We start from the raw sequence: 17,999 nt of genomic DNA, 5'->3' as shown, positions 1-17,999 counted from the left end.
TTCCGAAGAGAATTCACCTTTTCACTACTGATTACGAATATACTGCACAATTAGTTGATTCCACCGCATCGTACGACGTATGTTCATGTTGTAACTGCGGGAACTCATCTTTACCACTCAACATTCCGCAGATTTCTTTGGAGCATGTCATGCGCGTCGGTATTCCCACCGAGATCAAGAACAACGAGAACCGCGTCGCCATTACTCAGGCTGGCGTCTTCGAGCTGACCCGCCGCGGGCACGAGGTACTCGTGCAGGCCGGCGCAGGTCTCAACTCGGCTATCACCGACGCGGAGTACGCCGCGGCCGGTGCAAAGATCGTGGAGGGCGCAGACCAGGTGTGGGCTGACTCCGACATGATCCTCAAGGTCAAGGAGCCCATCGCTCCCGAGTACGCCAAGATGCGCAAGGGCCAGGTGCTCTTCACCTACCTGCACCTCGCGGCTGACCGCACCCTCACGGACGCCGTGCTCGCCTCGGGCACCACGGCGATCGCGTACGAGACCGTGCAGCTCGCTAACCGCGGCCTGCCGCTCCTCGCCCCGATGTCCGAGGTCGCTGGCCGCCTCTCGGTCCAGGTCGGCGCATACTCGCTGATGAAGGCAAACGGCGGCCGCGGCGTGCTGCTCGGCGGCGTCACCGCGACCCGTCGTGGCAAGGTCGTCGTCATCGGCGGCGGCGCCGCCGGCGAGCAGGCCGCGCGTATCGCGTACGGCATGGGCGCTGAGGTCACCGTCATCGACATCGCGATCCCCCGCCTCAAGCAGCTTGAGGACGAGTTCAACGGTCGCATCCAGACCCGCACCTCGAACGCGCACAACATCACCGAGGCGCTCAAGGACGCCGACCTCGTGATCGGCTCCGTGCTGATCCCGGGCGAGAAGGCCCCCAAGCTCGTCACCGACGAGATGGTTGCACAGATGAAGCCGGGCTCCGTGCTCGTCGACATCGCGATCGACCAGGGCGGCTGCTTCGAGAACTCGCGCCCCACCACCCACGACGATCCCACCTTCGCCGTGCACAACTCGATCTACTACTGCGTGGCGAACATGCCGGGCGCGGTCCCCGAGACCTCGACCGCTGCGCTCACCAACGCCACCCTCCCCTACGTCGTCGCACTCGCCGACAAGGGCTGGGTCACGGCGCTCAACGCCGATCAGGCGCTCGCAAAGGGCCTGAACGCGCACGACGGCGTGGTCACCTTCAAGGGTGTCGCCGACGCGTTCGACGGCCTGCCGTTCTCCACCGTTGAGGACGTGCTCGCAGCCAACGCGTAAGCACAGGGCGTACTCTGGATCTTATGGATCTGAAGTTCACTTTCGGAGGGGCATCACCAGATCATCACGATCACGGCGATGCCCCTTCGGGCGTTTCCCTGCCCCTCACCGCGAAGCCCGTTTCGCTCGGCCCCACGAGCAGCGTGCTCGAGATCACCGCGCGGCGCGCGGACTCGGGTATCGTCGCCGAGGCCGTCTCCGGCGATGGCGTCACCTACGCGCGCGCGGAGGTCGCGCTCCCCGCGGGCCCCGGTGCGGACGGCGCCGACGCGGCAGACACCGACAGCGCTGACGCGGGCGCGCAGACTGCCGCCGCGGCGAAGGCCGTGCGCTCCGCGATCTCGCGCGTGATCGCGGGGCTCGACGGGCCACTCGCCGACGGCGTCACCGGGCTGGTGCTAGACCTCGGGGCCGACGCCGCCGAGGTGCTCACGGCGCTGGGGATCGACCCCGCGGCGCCCGTCGTTGACGCGGCCCTGCAGCGGCGTGCCGGTATCGCGATGGGCACCCCGGTCCGCATCGCCGCGTAACGTACGCTGGAGCCGTGTCACTCAGCCTTCGCAAGCTCCTGCAGAACCCGTCGCTCCGCCTTCGCCTCGTTGTCGGCGGCGAGGATCCGGCCACCCTCGAGCTCACGCTCGATCGTGAGTTCGAGTGGCTGCACGCGACCGACATGATCGATCCGACCCCGTTTCTGGGGCCCGCCGAGGTGATCCTCACGCTCGGCTGGCAGTTCCCGGTGACGCGATCGGCGGATCCGTCGGTGCCGGAGGTGCGGGTGCCGCAGGAGCGGCTCGAGCGCATCTACGAGGACTACGCCTCGCTGATCGCCGCGCACGGGGTGATCGGGGTCGGTTTCGGCAGCGACGTGCTCCACCAGGGCATTCCGCCGCAGCTCGCCGCGGCCTGCCGCAGGCACGGCCTGATCCTGTTCGACGTCCCCTACGAGATCTCGTTCATGGACTTGCTGCAGGAGGCCGCGCGCGTGCTGCAGCGCGACCAGACGGAGCGCTACACGCGGTCACTGCGCGCCCAGAAGGCGATCGCGAACGCCGCCACCCGCCGCGATGGGCTGAGCGCCACCCTGCGGGAGACGGCGCGGCAACTCGGCTGCGGCGTGGCCCTCTACGATCCGCTGGGCCGCCCGGTCACCCTCGTCGAGGCCCCGGACGGGCCGCGGGTCACCGCGGCGGAGCTGACGCCGATCGTGCAGCGCGCGCTCGAGAGCAATCAGCGGTTCATTTCGACGCAGGTCACCCCCGAGGTTGAGGCGGTGCTCCAGATGCTCGGGGAGCCCGGTGAGCCGAGCGGCATGCTCGCGCTGACGCTCAGCCGCGGCTTCGACGACGTCTCGCGCAACGTGCTGTCGAGCGTGCTCGCCCTCGTGAGCGTCTCGCTGCAGCAGAACCAGGCGCTCGCGACGCTGCACACCACGCTGCGCGAGGCGCTGCTGCAGCTCGTGCTCTCGGGAAACGTCGCGGTAACTCGCCACCTGGTCGAGAGCGTGTGGGGGCCGCTGCCCACGCCGCCCCTGGCCACTCTGGTGGGGATCCCCCAGCACTTCAACGCCGAGCGGATCATGCCGGCGTTCGAGTCGCTGCAGGCGTCAGCTGATTTCCCGGTGTTCTTCGCGCAGTACCGGGGTGACGCCGCGGTGCTCGTGCGGGAGGCGGACGCCGAGCGGCTACTGGCGCAGCTCGCCCCGTTCGGCCTGGTCATCGGCCGGTCCCGCGCCGAACGCTGGGAGGGGCTTGAGCTGGCGCTCGACGAGGCGAAGCGCGCCGCGGACTTCGGGCTGCGGCGCGGCGCGGGCCCCGAGGGGCTCGTGACGGGCTTCACGGAACTCTGGCGCGAGGGGGTGTCGGATCTGATCGACGCCTCGGACGCGGCGCACATTGCCCGCCGGTTGCTCGGTGCGCTCGCGTCGCAGGACGCCGAGCAGGGCACGGAGCTGCTGCCAACGCTCCGCACCTGGCTGCGTCACCACGGCAGGCCGCTGCCTGCCTCGCGGGAGCTCGACGTGCACCGGCACACCCTCGCGCACCGGCTCGCGCAGATCGCTGAGCTCACCGGATCCGACCTCGACGACTTCGAGGTGCGGGCCGAGCTCGCGATCGCGCTGCGCTACCTGCAGTAGGCGCACCGCTCGGCCCACGCGCCCCGTGCTCGCGCGGCCCACGCTCCCCGCGCCCCGGCGCCCCGGCGCCCCGGCGCCCCGGCGCCCCGGCGCCCCGGCGCCCCGGCGCCCCGGCGCTTGGGACGCTCATCGACGGTCCAGCCGCGTCCCATTCCCGCCAATCTGTCGAGTTACTGCGTTGCGGATCGACTCTTTGACACCACCTCTCGCGCAGCTTTCTTCACAAAATGGTGTTTTTGCTCCCCCCTTTGGCCATTCCGGCCCATGCGGATCGCCCGAGGCCCCTGGGATGCTGACTGTGTCCCACCAACCAGCGTGGCGCAAAGGAGCTCATGCATGTCGAATCCAAAACTCAAACGGAGCCTCGGCTTCGGCGCGGCCTACGCCGCCTCGACGGGCCTGGTCGTGTCGGGTACCGCAATGGTCTCGCTCGGCAACGGCTTCGGAACCGGCGGTCTGGCCTTCGCGATCCCCGCGTTTATCGGCCTGATCATCATCACCATGGTCGCGATCTCCTACGGTGAGCTCGCTTCGATGCTGCCGGGCGGCGGCATGGTCGGCGAGTACACGCTCCCCGCGCTCGGCCGCCTCATGGCGATCATCGCGGTGCTGGGTGGCTACCTCGTGCTCGTCTCGGCAGACGGCGGCACGCAGCTGCTGGTCGCCGGCGATTCATTCGAGTCACTCACTGGCTTCCCGGCCGCCGCGTTCTCGTTCGGCCTGCTCGCGATCCTGCTCGTGCTCAACATCTCGGGCGTAGACATCTTTGCCCGCGTTCAGATCCCGGTCGTGTTCGGGATGATGGGCATCCTCGCGATCATGGGCGTCTCGGGGGTGCTCGGCATCACCGGCGCGACGCCGGTCGACAACCCGGTACTCAACACCGACTGGAGCACGCTCGCTTCGATGGGCGCGGTCGCGATCTGGCTCTACATCGGCATGGAGTTCGTGGCACCGCTCGCCGAAGAGGTCAAGAAGCCGTGGAAGACCATCCCCCTCGCGATGATCATCGGCGTGACCACGATCTTCATCGTCGACGTGCTGTTCGGCTGGGGCGCAACGCGCTACGCAGACCTTGCCGAGATGGCCAGTTCCTCGATCCCCCACGTGGTTGGCGCGACCGCGATCTTCGGCGCCACCGGTGGCCTCATCATGACCGTGGTCACGATCCTCGCCTCGTTCTCCACGGGCAACTCATACCTGGCCGCGATCCCGCGCATGCTCTACGGCCTGGCGAACGAGGGCCTGCTGCCGAAGTGGCTCTCGCGCGTGAGCCGCCGCACCCGCGTCCCGTGGGCCGGAATGCTGGTCACCGCCGGCGCAATGGCGTCGGTGCTGCTCTACTCCACGTTCACCGACGGCGGCATCGATCTGATCCTCAACCTGATCAGCATCGCCTGCACCACCTGGCTCATCAGCTACATCATCGCTCAGGTCGACGTGATCGTGCTGCGCCGCCGCTACCCCTCGGCTCGCCGTCCGTTCAAGACGCCGTTCTACCCGGTGCCGCAGGTGCTCGGTATCGCCTCGTGCGTCTACCTCATCGCGTTTATCGTGCCGGAGATGGAGCAGCGGCTCGTCGTGTGGGGCAGCGCAGGCGTGATCCTCGCCGCGATCGCACTGTTCGCGATCATCTGGCTCAAGCGCAACCGCCTGCCGCTGTTCACCCCCACGGACCTGATCCACACGCAGACGAACATCATCGTGCGCTCCGAGAGCCTGGGCGAGGGCTTTGAGGCGGCTGAGACCACCGATGACGCGAGCTCCACCGACGAGTTCGCCGCGGACGGCGTCCGCGACGCAGCCCGTGCCACCGACGGGCGGGATCCGCGATGACCAACTTCGGTTCGGTCACCACGGCACCCGCCCGCCGGGCGCGGGTCCGCACACACCCGCTCGCTGGTTCCGGCCCAATCGTTGACCGCGCTCGGCAAGCGCTGCGGTACACCGCGGCACAGTTCGGGACCGTGGTCGCCCACGACCAGACCTCCGTCACCGCGCGCGCCGCGGACGGACTCGAGGTGGTGCTCAGCTACGAGCCCGGAAACTACGTGTTCTCGCGGGTGTACGCCCTCACGATCACGGCGCAGCTGCCGGCGGCGTCAGGGGTCCCGCGCGGCGTGAAGCTCAGCCACCGCGGGGCCCCGCGGGGCGGCACCTTCGTGGCCGACCGCGGGGCCACCCCGCGGTCCGCAGCGCTGACGCGGCTCAACGAGGCCGTCGCCCCACACCTCGGCACCGTGGACATGGTGCGCGCCAGCACCTCGCACGACGGGGCGCGCACGCTCACGCTCAGCCCCATGGGCGGGGCGTACGTGTGGGTGCTCATTCCGCCAGTGTTCAAGGCGACCGCGTTTCCGGCCGGAGAGCCGGATCGACTGCTCGATCTCATCCGCGCGGCGCAGCGTCTCGGCTCGCCCGCGTCTCACTCCCCCAGCGTCTGAGCTGGTCAGAAAGGAACCGTTATGTCCACGATCCCCGTGCGCGCCGCAGTATTCGTCGGCCCGAACGCCCCGCTCGAGATCCGCGAGCTGCAGATCTCCGACCAGCCCGGCCCCAACGAGGTGCTCGTCAAGCTCGCCGCCTCGGGCGTGTGCCACAGCGACCTGCACGCGCTCGACGGCGACTGGGAGACCCCCGCCCCGCTCGTGCTCGGCCACGAGGGCGCGGGTGTGGTGCTCGCGGTCGGGTCCGAGGTGACCGACCTTGAGGTCGACGACCACGTGATCCTGTCGTGGACCCCGTCGTGCCAGAAGTGCGAGTTCTGCGTCTCCGGCAACCCCGTGCTGTGCCAGCTCGCCAACGAAACGGCGTACCAGCACGTGTTCTTCGACGGGAAGCCGCGCCTCAGCGACGGCGAACAGGACGTCAAGAGCTTCCTGGCGGTCGGCTCGTTCGGCGAGTACGCGATGGTGCCGGCCTCGGCCGCGATCCGGATCCGCAAGGACGCCCCGCTCGCTCAGGCCGCGCTCGTCGGCTGCGCCGTGACCACCGGGATCGGCGCCGTCACGAACACCGCCGGCGTTGAGCCCGGCAGCACCGTGCTGGTGGTCGGCTGTGGCGGCGTCGGCCTCAACGTGGTGCAGGGCGCGCGCCTCGCCGGCGCGAAGCAGATCATTGTCGCCGACGTGAGCAACGAGAAGCTTGAGCTCGGCCGCACCTTCGGCGCGACGCACGTGATCAACAGCCGCGAGGTCGACCTGCTCGACACCGTGCGGGAGCTCACCGGCGGTCGCGGCGTCGACTACGCGTTCGAGGCGATCGGCCTGCCGTTCACGATCGAGGCGTGCTACGAGGCGATCCGCCGCGGCGGCACGGCGGTCGTGGTGGGCCAGGTGGCTGACGGGGTGAAGATCTCAATCGACCCGTTCGTGATGAGCGACCAGGAAAAGAAGCTGATCGGGTCAAACTACGGGTCAAGCCGCCAGTCGATCGACTTCCCCAAGATCATCGACCTGTACATGGAGGGCCTCGTCGACCTCGACTCGATGGTCACGGACCGCATCACCCTCGACGGCGTCAACGACGCGTTCGCGGAGATGCGCCAGGGCCGCGGGATCCGCTCGGTGATCGAGTACGGGGCGTAGCGGGCGCCCCGATCCCGGGTTCGCGCCGGGAACTGTGCAGCGCGGCCGCCGACTCTCGGCGGCCGCGCTTCGCGCTGTCGGGGCCTCGCCGCGCTGTCGGGGCCTCGCCGCGCGGTCTGGGCCTAGCCGCGCTGGAAGCGAAGGATCCGCTCGAGCGCCTCGGCGACGGCCGGCTCGCCTGCCGCGTACGACAGCCGCACGGCGCGGTGGCCGGCGGCGGGGTCGAAGTCGGTGCCCGGCACCACCGCGACGTCTGCGCCCTCGAGGAGCGCACGCGCGTACGCTGACGAGTCGCTGAAGCGTTCGAGCTGCGGACCAAGCTCGGAGTAGTAGTAGAACGCGCCGTCAGATGGCGCCGCGACGCCCCAGCCGAGCTCGGGTTCCGCGTCGAGGATGAGGGCGCGGGCGCGGGCGAAGCCGCCAACGATCTCGTCGCGCTCAGCGTAGCTCTCGGGGGTGAATGCGCGCATGGCGAGCTCCTGCGCCGGGGCCGGCGGCGAGAGCGCAAAGTTTGAGGCGAGTGCCTCGACCGGCCCGACGAGCGCGGGCGGCAGGATCGCCCACCCGAGCCGCCACCCCGTCATCCCCCAGTACTTTGAAAATGAGTTGATCACCACCGACTCCGGATCGAGCTCCCGCAGCGTAACCCCGCGCGGGTCCGCGGCGCCCGGCTCGGGGAACGTGATGCCGTGGTAGATCTCGTCGCTGATGATCCGCACCGTGTTTGCCACGCACCAGTCGACGAGTGCCGCGATCGCCGGCCGGTCGAGCATGGTGCCGGTCGGGTTCGCCGGCGAGGCGAGGATCAGCCCGGCGAGCGGTCCGTGCTCGGCGACCGCGGCCGCCAGGAGCTCGGGCGTGGGCTGGTACCGGGTCTCGGGGCCGGTGGGGATCTCGATGACGTGCACGCCGAGGGCGGTAAGGATGTTGCGGTAGGCCGGGTAGCCCGGGCTCGCGAGCGCGACCCGGTCGCCCGGGTCGAACGCCGCGAGGAACACGAGCTGGAACGCTCCCGACGATCCGGTGGTGACCGCCACCGAGGCCGGGTCCACCTCGATGTTGTACCAGGCGCGATAGTGCCCGGCGATCGCCTCGCGCAGCGGGGTGGTGCCGAGCGGTCCCGTGTACCCGGCTGGCTGGAGCGTCCCCGGCGCGGGGCGCGCGCTCGGCTCGCCGGCGCACAGGGAGACCACGTCGTGGCCGTCGGCGCGGCGGCGCGCGATCTCGTCGGTGATGCGCATCACCTCGAAGGCGGGGATGTGCGAGCGCGCGGACGCCGCGAGCGGCGCGATGCTGGGTGCCTCCCCGAGCCTGCGGGAGGGCGGAGTCTTGAACGGGCCGCCGAGAGTGGTCATGCTTCCACGTTAGCGGGCGCGGGGACGGATGCGTCGAGGTGCCGCAGAAAGATGATGAGCCAGGCGAAGATGATCCCGGCGGCGACGAGCTCGAACGCCGCGAGGTTGTAGTACTGCACCGGCCAGAACAGCACCGCGGAGAGCGCGATCCCGATCAGCGTGACGTCGGAGAACAGCATGAACGCGCGCGAGAACCCGTCGAGCAGCCAGCGCAGGCCGATGAGGATCACGCCGAAGATGACGGCCATGCCCGTGGCGAAGGTGTTGTGCACGATGAGGTTGACGTTGACCGGGACCAGGCCCACACCGGCGAGGCACACGCCGATCCCCACGAAGCCCCACTCGACGACGGTGACGTTGCGCGTGCGGCTGCGCGGCGCGGCACTCGCCCAGGCGTCGAGCGCGGGCGCCATGAGCGAGCCGAGCGAGGCAAGCAGCAGCCCGCCCACGATGAGGGTCGAGTTGAAGATGATGCCGCTCACCCCGGCCCCCACGCCGAGCTCGCTGAAGTGGAGGCGCCACCACTCGGCCTCACTCGTGGTGAGCATGGCGACCACGATGCCGCCCGTCATGAACACCGCGAACAGGGTGGACAGCCGCGAGGTGGTGACGTCGCCGCCGGAGAGCGTCGCCGCGTACCCGGCGGCGGCGCCGAGCAGCACAACGATCATGGTGCTGGTGAAGACGTCGACGTTGAGCCCGGTGAAACCGCGCACGATGATCGAGATGGTCACGCCGACAAACAGCAGGGCGATGCCGGCGTGCACGAGCCCGATCGCGAGGATGTTGACGATGCGCTGCGCCCGCACGGCGCCTCGGGGCCAACCGGGGATCGCCGGGAGCGGGGATCGGACGTGCTCAACGGCCGCCGCCACGGCCGCGACAACGCCGGCGAAGGCGAGCCCGATGCTGCCGGGCGACACGGGGCCCCAGATCTGCACTGACCCGTGGAACGCGATGAGCCCGATCGCGGCGCCGACCACGGCGGCGATGACCGCGGCGGTGAGCGCGCGCACCTCGCGGCGGGCCGCGGCAGTGTCGCGCACGCTCTCCTCCCCCGGGTACAGCAGGCGGAAGATCGCGTCGACGGCGCGGTGGGTGCGCCCGGCGAGCGCGCCGGGCTCGGGTGTGGTGCTCATGCGCTCAGTGTATGTGCGGCGCCGGTTTCCGTGGGCTGATCAGGTCGCGTTGCCCGCTCGACGAGCCGCAGATAGCCGGCCAGCGCCGTGAGCCCGTCGCTCGAACCGGGGAGTCCGTCGCCGAGCCGATCAGAGGACACGAGGTGCGCGGACCACTGCGCGCGGCTGATCGCCACGTTGAGGCGGTTGCGCATGAGCAGGAACTCGAGCCCGCGCGGTACGTCCTCTGGGCTCGACGCCGCGAGGGTGACGATCGCGATCACGGCCTCCTGCCCCTGGAAACGGTCAACGGTACCGACTCGGATTCCGCCGAGCCCGGCGGCGGCGAGGGCCGCCGCGACGCACTCCACCTGCGCGTTGTAGGCGGCGACCACGATCACGTCGGCCTGCGCGAGCGCGCGCGGCGCGGAGCCGGGTTCGTGGAGGCGCCCGCCGAGCGCCGCCGCCGCGACCCGCACCACTTCGGCGGCCTCGGCCTCGGCACTGGTGGCGTTGCCGCGGTGCGCGGTGGGGTGCCACACGAGCCCGGCCGGGCCGGCACCCGTGACCTCGCGCTGTGCTGCCGAGGCGTGAGCGTGCAACCGCCCTTCGTACGACAGCTCAGAGACCACCGCTGCGAGCTCCGGGCGCATGCGGCGCGTCTCCGCGAGGAAGTAGCCGAGCTGGGGCGGGAGCGTGTCGTGCCCGGCGAGGAGCCACCCGAGCGCGGACGTGTCCACGGGCTCGGGGTGGCTCCCCTGCGACACCTGGGGCAGCTGCTGCGGGTCGCCCAGCAGGAGCAGCCGGTCGGCGGCCACGCTCGCGGCAATGGTGGGCGCGAGCGAGAACTGCCCGGCCTCGTCGATCACGAGCAGGTCGAGGCTCTTCCGCGGGAAGCGGTCGTCGTTGCTGAAGTCCCACGCCGTTCCGCCGACCACGCTGCCGCGACCCGCCGCGCCGTGCTCGCGGATGAAGCGCTGGTGCCCGTCTTTGCCGAGCACCGTGTACGGCGGCGGCTCACGATCGGGGTCGAGCTTGCCGCCCTGCGGCACCTTGCCCACGAGCCGCGGGTCGAGGCCGGCGGCGACAACGCCCTCCAGCACGTTCTCCACGACCCGGTGCGACTGGGCGACGACACCGATCCGCCACCCGTCTTCCTCGACCAGCCGCCGGATCACCCGCGCGGCCAGGTACGTCTTGCCGGTGCCAGGCGGCCCCTGCACCGCGAGCGCCGAGCGGTCAAGCAGGCGGAGCGTCGCGGTGACCGCGCCGATGGTGCGCGCGGCCTCGTCGCCGCCCGCCGCCGCGAGCGCTGCCGCCGATTCTGGGGCGATGAGTGGGCCGCCGTCCGTGAGCCGCGGTGGGACGCGCCGCATGATGTCGACCACCGGGTCGGCGAACGCCGTGCCGCGGCTGAGCGCGTTCGCGAAGTGGCCGCCCCACTCCTCGATCGCGGTGACCTGCCGGCCCGGCTTGGGCGGTGCCCCTGGCGTAAGCGCCACGGGGAGCACGTCGTACGGAGCGGCGTCGCGCGGCAGAAACTCCTCGACCGTGACCCCGTCTTCGTGGCGCTCGATGATGCGCACGGTGCGCTCGACCCGGGCCCCCGGCGCCGAGCGGGGCGCCGCGAACGGCGCGGGTGCCTCGTACACCACGAAGGCCTCGCTGCCCGGCTTGAGCGAGCTGCCCGGCGCCACCTCGCCGCGCAGCCGGAGCCACCGCCGCTCCACCCGCGCGCGCTCGGGCCGGTGCCAGTCTTCCGCGACGGCGCTCAGCCCGGGGTCGACGACCACGACGTCTCGCGTGTGCGCCCAGTCCTCAATCGGGTCGGTGAGTCGCGCGAAGTGCGCCCACCAGAACGATTTCGCCTCGCGCGCGTGGTAGTCGATCGCACTGCCGGCGAGGGCGGCCGCGGTGCGGTCGCGGGGCTCGTCCGCCGTCTCGGCGAGGCCGGACAACGCCGCGCCGAGCGGGCTCACCGTGAAGCTCTGGCCGGGGCCGGCGTCAAGCTGCGGCGGCACGGTCGCTACGCCGCGGGCCGCTGCGAGCTCGCGCAGCCAATCGCGCAGGCGCAGCGTCGACACGCAGTCATAGCGGTTGTAGTCGGCGATCGCGTCGAGCCGGGTCTGCCCGGCCGCGCGGTCACCCGGATCCGCGCTCTGCAGGAGCTCGACCGCGTCGGCGTACTCGGTCACTGACTGAGTGGCCGAGGTGACGCCGTCCTCAGCGCGAAGCTCGGCCCCCATGTACAGCGGCTCAAGCTTCTTGATCGAGTACGAGCGCGAGCCGACGAGCAGCGCGCGGCGCACGATCGGATAGAGGTCGACGAGCACGTGCTCGCGCAGCAGCTGGTCAACTTCGGCCTCGCCCACGCCGTGCCGCGCCGCGATGCTGAGCAGGTGGGTGCGCTCGTACGCCGCGTAGTGATAAATGCGCATGGCCGGGTACTCGGCGCGGCGCGCGGCGACGAGCGCGAGGAAGCGTTCAAGCGCCGCGCGCTCGGCCGCGAGGTCGTGGGCCCAGAGCGCGGTGAACTGCTCTCGCGCATCGACGAAGCCGAAGAGGTAGTCGAGCCCCCAGCGCGCGGTGCCCTCGGCGCCCGGTTCTCGGAAAAACGGGTCGCCCTCGAAGTCGAAGAAGAGGTCGCCGGGACTCGGCGTTGGGATCGCGGCGAGCGCCGCGGGGTCGACCACGCGCACGGGCGGCACCGCGCCGGGCCCGGCGGCCAGGGCAACGACCTGCGCCTCGGCCTGGGCAGCCAGCCGCGCGAGCACCGCCGGGGCGACCCCGGGCACGGCGAGCGCGCCCGCTCGAACGCCCGGCAGGGCGGCGGCGACCGCGTCGATCGTGGTGAGCCCGGCCGCGCGCAGCGCGTCTCGCTGCGCGCCGCGGATCCCGGCGATGAGGAGCGGATCGCGGGTGCGCGCGACCTCGGGCTCACACACCTCGCAGCGACCGCACGCGAGCGTGTCCGCGGCGCCCCAGGCGATGGGGGCCGCGGACTCGCGCGCGCCGTCAGCGCCAGTGGCGCCGGCGCGTTCGAGCAGGATGCGGTGCAGCCGGGAGCGGCGCGCGCGGAACACCGGGGCGATGTCCGCGATGCGGTGCGTTGACCTGGCGCCGTCGCCGAGAATCAGGGTCGCGACCGGGGCGACCGGGACACCGATCCGCGCAAGCTGCTCCGCGTATGCCGCGAGCTGCATGAGCGCTGACACCTTTGCCCGGCGCGCGAGCTTGGTGTCCTCGACCTCGTATTCGCCCTCCGGGGTGAGCCGCAGGAAGTCGGCGAAGCCGATGAATCCGAGCTCGAGATCCGAGCCCGTCTGGGCCCGCAGCTCGGGGTCAAAGAACGTCGCCTGGAACACCACCGCTGCTCGCCCCCGCAGCGCGGTCTCCGTTTCGGCCGCGACAGCGCGCAGGTCGGCCTCCCGCATCGAGCTTGGGCGCCGGATCTCGACAACGCCGCCGCCGGCGCCGAGCGTGCCGGCGCCGAGCTCCGCGCGGTACGCGGTGAGCGTGCGTTCCTCGTGCGCGTCGCCGAGCAGCGCGGCGCGGGCGAGCATCGGGTCGTCATCGGGGGGCACCTCGACGTCGCGCCCGAGCTTCGCGTCAACCCGCCGCAGGAACGCGAACTCGCACGCGCTCGCTGCAGTGAGATCGCTGGCGCTGGTGACGATCCGGTGACCGCCGCCCGCTCGCTGCTGTATGAACACGCGCGCTCCTCTTTCAGGTGGCCCGCCTGACCCGAGGGAGGCGGTGGGTATGGGTGTGACGCTATCGTGTGCCTCCGACATTGGCTCGGCGTGCCGCGCGGCGCGGCACGCCGAGCGCGGGAAGGGGCGGCCGAGATCTGAGGCGCGGATCCGGCGCGGAGGCACCACGGATCCGGCGCGGACCGGGAACCGAGCCCGCACGGATCCGGTACAAGATCCTGCGGATTTGCTCGATGATCGGGGAACTCGCGGCTCGGACCGCTAGAGTGGTGGGTACAGGGCGTGATCAACCCGCCCCGCGTCGCTGACTTTCAGTCGCCCGCCCAATGCTGGCGTGCCACCAGAACTTTCGCGGCGAACGAATGCGCGGTCCCGTGCACTCGCCGAAAACCGCAGCTTCGCTCCTCACCTGGCCCATCGAGGCCGAATGCGCGCTGCACGTATGCAGAAAGGTCCCCGTGACCGAGACCACCACCCCCACGTTCATTTCGCTCGGCGTGCCGGCGCCCATCGCCGACGCGCTGGCGCGCAACGGCAAGACTGAGCCGTTCCCCATCCAGCGCGACACCCTCCCGGACACCCTCGCTGGCCGCGACGTGCTCGGCCGCGGCCGCACGGGCTCCGGCAAGACCATCGCCTTCGGCATCCCCCTCGTCGCGCGCCTCGCACCCGACGTGGTCGCCAAGCGCCGCCAGAGCCGTCCGCGCGCGATCGTGCTGGCTCCCACCCGTGAGCTCGTCACACAGATCGCCGAGACCATCAAGATGCTCGCCGACCCGGTCGGCGTCAAGGTGACCACCATCTTTGGCGGGATCCCCCAGCGCCGCCAGGAGCTCGCGCTCGAGGCGGGCGTCGACGTGGTCGTGGCCGCGCCGGGTCGTCTCGACGACCTGATCAAGCAGGGCGTCATCTCGCTCGACGGCGTCGAGGTCACCGTGCTCGACGAGGCCGACCACATGGCCGACATGGGCTTCCTCCCCGTGGTCACCCGCATCCTGAACAAGACGCCGAAGGTGGGCCAGCGCCTGCTGTTCAGCGCGACCCTTGACAACGGGGTCGACAACATCGTGAAGAAGTACCTCCACGATCCCATCCTCCACTCGGTTGATTCCGCCGAGTCGCCCGTGCCGCAGCTCACGCACCACGTATTCGAGGTCGCGGGCAAGGACCAGAAGGACGCCCTCATCGAGGCGCTCGCCTCCGGTACCGCGCGCCGCATCTTCTTCACCCGCATGAAGCACCAGGCGAAGCGCCTCGCGAAGCAGCTGACCGCCGCGGGCATCCCCGCGGTCGAGCTCCAGGGCAACCTCTCGCAGAACGCCCGCGACCGCAACCTCGCTGAGTTCGTCGCCGGCGACGCGAAGGTGCTCGTGGCCACCGACGTCGCCGCGCGCGGCGTGCACGTCGACGGCGTAGATCTCGTGGTGCACATCGATCCGCCCGTGGAGCACAAGGCATACCTGCACCGCTCGGGCCGTACCGCTCGCGCCGGCAATGAGGGCGACGTGGTCACCCTCGTGCTCCCCGAGCAGCGCGGCGAAATGCGGCAGATCATGCGCGCGGCAAAGATCAACGTCACGCCCCGCAAGGTGAACCCGAGCGCGGCGAACGTCGATCCCGAGGTGCTCGACCTGATCGGCGAGGTCGCACCCCGCGTCGACCCCCGCGAGATCGAGCGCCGCCGCACCGAGGCGCAGAACGCGCAGCAGCGCGCCGCCGGGCACTCGCCGGCAGGACAGGGCAACTCAACCGGCGCGAACGCGAAGCGGAAGCGCTCACGCGGCGGCCGTGGCCGTGCGGCGGGCGAGGGCCAGGGCGCGCCGCAGGGCGGCCGGAGCGGCCAGGGCCGCGGCGGCGAGGGCCAGGGCCGTGGCGGCCAGGGTCAGGGCCGTGGCGGCCAGGGCGGCGAGGCCGGAGGCGGCCGCGGCCGCGGCGGCCAGGGCGGCCAGCAGGGCCAGCCGCGTCAGCGTTCGCAGGGCGGCGAGGCCGGGGGCGGCCAGCGCCGCGCCGGGCGGCGCGCGCAGGGCGGCGGCTCGGTCTACTCGACGAGCACGCCGGGAGCGTAAGCCACTCGCCGCGCCTCACGCGCGACGATACACACCGCGGCGGGGCGGGAGCACACAGCGTGTGTTCCCGCCCCGCCGCGGTGTCGTTTCGCGGGGTCGTGCACGTCAGGCCGCGGAGCGACCCGCGCGGGGCGCTCGCCTCGCTCACGGCGCGCACCGACCGCATCCCTACCCCAACCGCAGATCACGCCACGAAATCCGCAGTTTCACACAATTCAGTCCCACGAATCCGAAGCAAGACCATCGCCTTTCGTGCGAATTCGGCCCTATACTCGTCTGATGGGCATTTATCGGGAGCTGGGTCGCAACCCGGGTGTATTTCGGGTTCTGATCTCGCAGCTCACGGCCCGATTCCCGTTTGGGATGCTCTCGATCATCCTGCTGCTGCATATCCAGCAGGCATACGGCGACTACACGTCCGCGGGCCTCGTGCTCGCCACGCAGAGCGTGGGCCAGGCGATCTCCGGGCCGATGAGCAGCCGGCTCATGGGGCGCGTGGGCATGCGCCCCGTGCTCGCCGTCACTTCGCTCGTCTGCGCGAGCCTGCTCTTCACGATCGCGGTGGTGCATCTGCCGCTCTACATCGTGGCCGGCCTCGCCCTCCTGGTGGGCCTCTCCACACCGCCCGTGACCCCCGCCGTGCGCACCCTCTACCCCAGGCTGGTTCCCGGCAAGCAGCTCTCGGCGCTGTTCTCGCTCGACGCCGCGGCTCAGGAGCTCATCTGGGTGCTCGGCCCGGTCGTCGCGGTGTTCGTCACCTCGCAGTTCGGCACCACCGCCGGCCTGTTCGTCGCGGCGAGCTTCATGATCCTCGGCGGCGCCTGGTTCATTCTGAGCCCCGCGATCGGCAAGGTGCAGCTGCCCCCTTCGAAGCGCGGGTTTGGTGCTGTGCTGCGCCACCCCACCGTGGTGATCTCCACGGTCGTCGGCTTCTTCTTCGTGGCCTCGTTCGCCGCGATCGAGGCCGGGATCGTCGCGGCATTCGCCGGGTCCGCGGGCGGGAGCGGGCACGGCAGCATGGAGTCGGGAATCGTGCTGGCACTCTTCGCCGGCGGCTCACTGGTGGGTGGCCTCCTCATTGGCCACCGCGAGCTGAGCCCCTGGTCGCTGCTGCTGCGCATCCTCGTGGTCCTCGCGGGCACCCTCGCCTGCCTGGTGAGCCTCAACATCTGGTGGCTGGGGGCCGTCCTCTTCCTCGGCGGGCTCGGCACCGCACCGGCATTCGCCGCGATCTCGAGCATCGTCAGCTCCACGGTCAAGTTCTCGGAGACCGCCGAGTCGTTCGGCTGGGTCGGCACCGGTCAGCTCGTGGGCGTGGCGAGCGGATCCGCACTCGCGGGGATCGCGATCGACGTCGCCGGCGCGCACGGCGCGATCGTCGTGTCCTCGGCGCTGCTCGCGATCTGCGCCCTCGTGGCCCTGGGCACGATCCGCTGGATCCCGGATCTGCGCGGCCGCACCGCCGAACCGCCGCCCGAGACCGGCACCGTCACGATCCCGCTCAACTAGGCCGGGCGCAGCGCGTTCAGGAGAGTCGCAGAATATTCAGGTGGTTCGCCGCGCGTTCGCCGCGCTATGGTCATTTCATGAACCGACGCCGCACCCTCGCCGTTGCCGCAGCGAGCGCCCTGCTGCTCGCACCGCTCTCAGCGTGTTCCGCACTCACCGGCCCGCTCGGCGCCAGCAGCAGTAACTCAAGCGGCCCCGTGGACGCGGGCGCGGCGCTGCCGGATGTGGCGGGTGGGGCCGAGGCTGGATCCCAGTTCACGGAGCAGCTTGACGCCCCCGGCAGGGAGGGCGTCGTGGACCGCTCGGTCATCCGCACGGGAGACCTGTCCCTCACCGTCTCAGACGTCGGGGCGGCGTCGGATCAGGCGGCGCAGATCACCGTCGAGCTCGGTGGTTCGGTCGAGTCGCAGCTCACGGAGGCCGCGACCGGCACTTCCCCAGCGAGCGCCACCCTCTCACTGCGCGTGCCGGCAGACTCGCTCGACGTCGCGCTGACGCGGCTCAGCGAGGTCGGCACGGTCGTCTCCCAGAGCAGGTCTGCCACCGACGTGACCACTGAGCACGTGGACCTGCAGGCGCGCGTCACGGCGCTTGAGGCGTCGGTGGAGCGCCTCACGAAGCTGATCGACGGCGCTACGTCCACGAGCGACCTCATCGAGGCGGAAGCCGCGCTGTCCGACCGGCAGCAGGAGCTCGACGGCCTGCGGGCGCAGCTCACGTCGCTCGAGGGCAGCGTCGACGAAGCCACGATCTGGGTCTCACTCACCACGCCGAGCGTGCTCCCCGGCGGTGGGCCCACCACGTTCTGGGACGGTCTCGGTGCGGGCATCGCGTCGCTCGGGGCCGCCGCAAGCGGGGCCGTCGTGGTGCTCGGCATCTTGCTCCCCTGGCTCGTGCTCGCCGGGATGATCGCTGGCGCGATCGTCTGGATCGTCCGCGCCACGCGAACGCGGCGCGCCCGGCGCGGGCCCGTCACCGCGAGCAGCACGACAGATCCCGCATCCGATTCGACGCCGACGCCGGATCCGGGTCAGACCCCGACCCCGGATCCGGAACCCGGCGGCGAGACTGGCCCGGCGGCGGCCGACAGTGTCACGACGCCCCCGACCGACAGGACGCCGGAACCCCGTCAATAGCCCGCGGGGCCGGTCGGATACTCGCGGTTGCTCGCTCCGGGGTCCGCTGCGGCGGCGTCCCCTGCGGCGCGGCCGCCCGCCACGCGGTCGCCGGTAACGCG

The 17,999-nt window shown here is 71.1% G+C and carries 12 protein-coding genes; 9 read left to right on the top strand and 3 right to left on the bottom strand.

Annotated elements, in window-relative coordinates; translation table 11 throughout:
• Nucleotides 1-149: 149 nt before the first annotated feature.
• The 6 genes from ald to EV139_RS02740 all read left to right on the top strand — a co-directional run bounded on the left by ald (nt 150) and on the right by EV139_RS02740 (nt 7,001).
• The gene (ald, locus tag EV139_RS02765) at nt 150-1,277 is read left to right on the top strand and encodes an alanine dehydrogenase (RefSeq protein ID WP_130452766.1); all 1,128 of its coding nucleotides are present in this window, start codon (nt 150-152) and stop codon (nt 1,275-1,277) included.
• A gap of 23 nt (nt 1,278-1,300) precedes the next feature.
• Nucleotides 1,301-1,807, top strand: a complete 507-nt coding sequence (locus tag EV139_RS02760) for a hypothetical protein (protein WP_130452765.1) — start codon at nt 1,301-1,303, stop codon at nt 1,805-1,807.
• Between the two features lie 14 nt (nt 1,808-1,821).
• Nucleotides 1,822-3,414 (top strand): helix-turn-helix domain-containing protein, encoded by a 1,593-nt coding sequence (locus tag EV139_RS02755; protein WP_130452764.1) that lies wholly within the window; start codon nt 1,822-1,824, stop codon nt 3,412-3,414.
• A 336-nt stretch (nt 3,415-3,750) separates the two neighbouring features.
• On the top strand, nt 3,751-5,250 hold the full coding sequence (locus tag EV139_RS02750) for an APC family permease (RefSeq protein WP_130452763.1): 1,500 nt from the start codon (nt 3,751-3,753) through the stop codon (nt 5,248-5,250).
• Nucleotides 5,247-5,858 (top strand): DUF3156 family protein, encoded by a 612-nt coding sequence (locus tag EV139_RS02745; RefSeq protein ID WP_130452762.1) that lies wholly within the window; start codon nt 5,247-5,249, stop codon nt 5,856-5,858. Before EV139_RS02750 ends, EV139_RS02745 begins: the two co-directional genes overlap by 4 nt.
• A 21-nt stretch (nt 5,859-5,879) precedes the next feature.
• Nucleotides 5,880-7,001, top strand: a complete 1,122-nt coding sequence (locus tag EV139_RS02740) for a Zn-dependent alcohol dehydrogenase (protein ID WP_130452761.1) — start codon at nt 5,880-5,882, stop codon at nt 6,999-7,001.
• A 122-nt stretch (nt 7,002-7,123) separates the two neighbouring features.
• Here the strand turns inward: EV139_RS02740 and EV139_RS02735 are convergent, their stop codons facing one another.
• From EV139_RS02735 to EV139_RS02725, 3 genes are read right to left on the bottom strand one after another with little or no spacing between them, the layout of a single operon-like run.
• The gene (locus EV139_RS02735; protein WP_130452760.1) at nt 7,124-8,356 is read right to left on the bottom strand and encodes a pyridoxal phosphate-dependent aminotransferase; all 1,233 of its coding nucleotides are present in this window, start codon (nt 8,354-8,356) and stop codon (nt 7,124-7,126) included.
• On the bottom strand, nt 8,353-9,495 hold the full coding sequence (locus EV139_RS02730) for a DUF998 domain-containing protein (RefSeq protein ID WP_130452759.1): 1,143 nt from the start codon (nt 9,493-9,495) through the stop codon (nt 8,353-8,355). Before EV139_RS02730 ends, EV139_RS02735 begins: the two co-directional genes overlap by 4 nt.
• Nucleotides 9,492-13,187, bottom strand: coding sequence for a TM0106 family RecB-like putative nuclease (locus EV139_RS02725; protein WP_241988944.1), 3,696 nt, complete (start codon nt 13,185-13,187; stop codon nt 9,492-9,494). The genes EV139_RS02730 and EV139_RS02725 overlap by 4 nt, the downstream gene beginning before the upstream one ends.
• 458 nt (nt 13,188-13,645) lie before the next feature.
• On the opposite strand from EV139_RS02725, the gene EV139_RS02720 reads away from it, so the two are divergent.
• The 3 genes from EV139_RS02720 (at nt 13,646) to EV139_RS02710 (ending at nt 17,898) form a co-directional block, all read left to right on the top strand.
• A complete protein-coding gene (locus EV139_RS02720) occupies nt 13,646-15,253 on the top strand; it encodes a DEAD/DEAH box helicase (protein ID WP_198677420.1) in 1,608 nt (535 codons plus the stop codon).
• A gap of 279 nt (nt 15,254-15,532) precedes the next feature.
• Complete coding sequence (locus EV139_RS02715) at nt 15,533-16,762, top strand: MFS transporter (protein WP_130452756.1); 1,230 nt, start codon at nt 15,533-15,535, stop codon at nt 16,760-16,762.
• Between the two features lie 77 nt (nt 16,763-16,839).
• The gene (locus EV139_RS02710) at nt 16,840-17,898 is read left to right on the top strand and encodes a DUF4349 domain-containing protein (RefSeq protein WP_130452755.1); all 1,059 of its coding nucleotides are present in this window, start codon (nt 16,840-16,842) and stop codon (nt 17,896-17,898) included.
• Nucleotides 17,899-17,999 lie beyond the last annotated feature (101 nt).

It is taken from the genome of Leucobacter luti (assembly GCF_004217175.1).
In the GTDB taxonomy this organism is placed as follows: Bacteria; Actinomycetota; Actinomycetes; order Actinomycetales; family Microbacteriaceae; genus Leucobacter; species Leucobacter luti.
Note: the sequence above shows the minus strand (reverse complement) of the source record. Positions and strands in the feature narration are given on the sequence as shown.

Excerpts from the sequence above, each read along its gene's own strand:
- ald (WP_130452766.1), top strand. The coding sequence starts at position 150 with ATGCGCGTCGGTATTCCCACCGAGATCAAGAACAACGAGAACCGCGTC.
- EV139_RS02760 (WP_130452765.1), top strand. The coding sequence starts at position 1,301 with ATGGATCTGAAGTTCACTTTCGGAGGGGCATCACCAGATCATCACGAT.
- EV139_RS02750 (WP_130452763.1), top strand. The coding sequence starts at position 3,751 with ATGTCGAATCCAAAACTCAAACGGAGCCTCGGCTTCGGCGCGGCCTAC.
- EV139_RS02745 (WP_130452762.1), top strand. The coding sequence starts at position 5,247 with ATGACCAACTTCGGTTCGGTCACCACGGCACCCGCCCGCCGGGCGCGG.
- EV139_RS02740 (WP_130452761.1), top strand. The coding sequence starts at position 5,880 with ATGTCCACGATCCCCGTGCGCGCCGCAGTATTCGTCGGCCCGAACGCC.
- EV139_RS02735 (WP_130452760.1), bottom strand. The coding sequence starts at position 8,356 with ATGACCACTCTCGGCGGCCCGTTCAAGACTCCGCCCTCCCGCAGGCTC.
- EV139_RS02730 (WP_130452759.1), bottom strand. The coding sequence starts at position 9,495 with ATGAGCACCACACCCGAGCCCGGCGCGCTCGCCGGGCGCACCCACCGC.
- EV139_RS02715 (WP_130452756.1), top strand. The coding sequence starts at position 15,533 with ATGGGCATTTATCGGGAGCTGGGTCGCAACCCGGGTGTATTTCGGGTT.
- EV139_RS02710 (WP_130452755.1), top strand. The coding sequence starts at position 16,840 with ATGAACCGACGCCGCACCCTCGCCGTTGCCGCAGCGAGCGCCCTGCTG.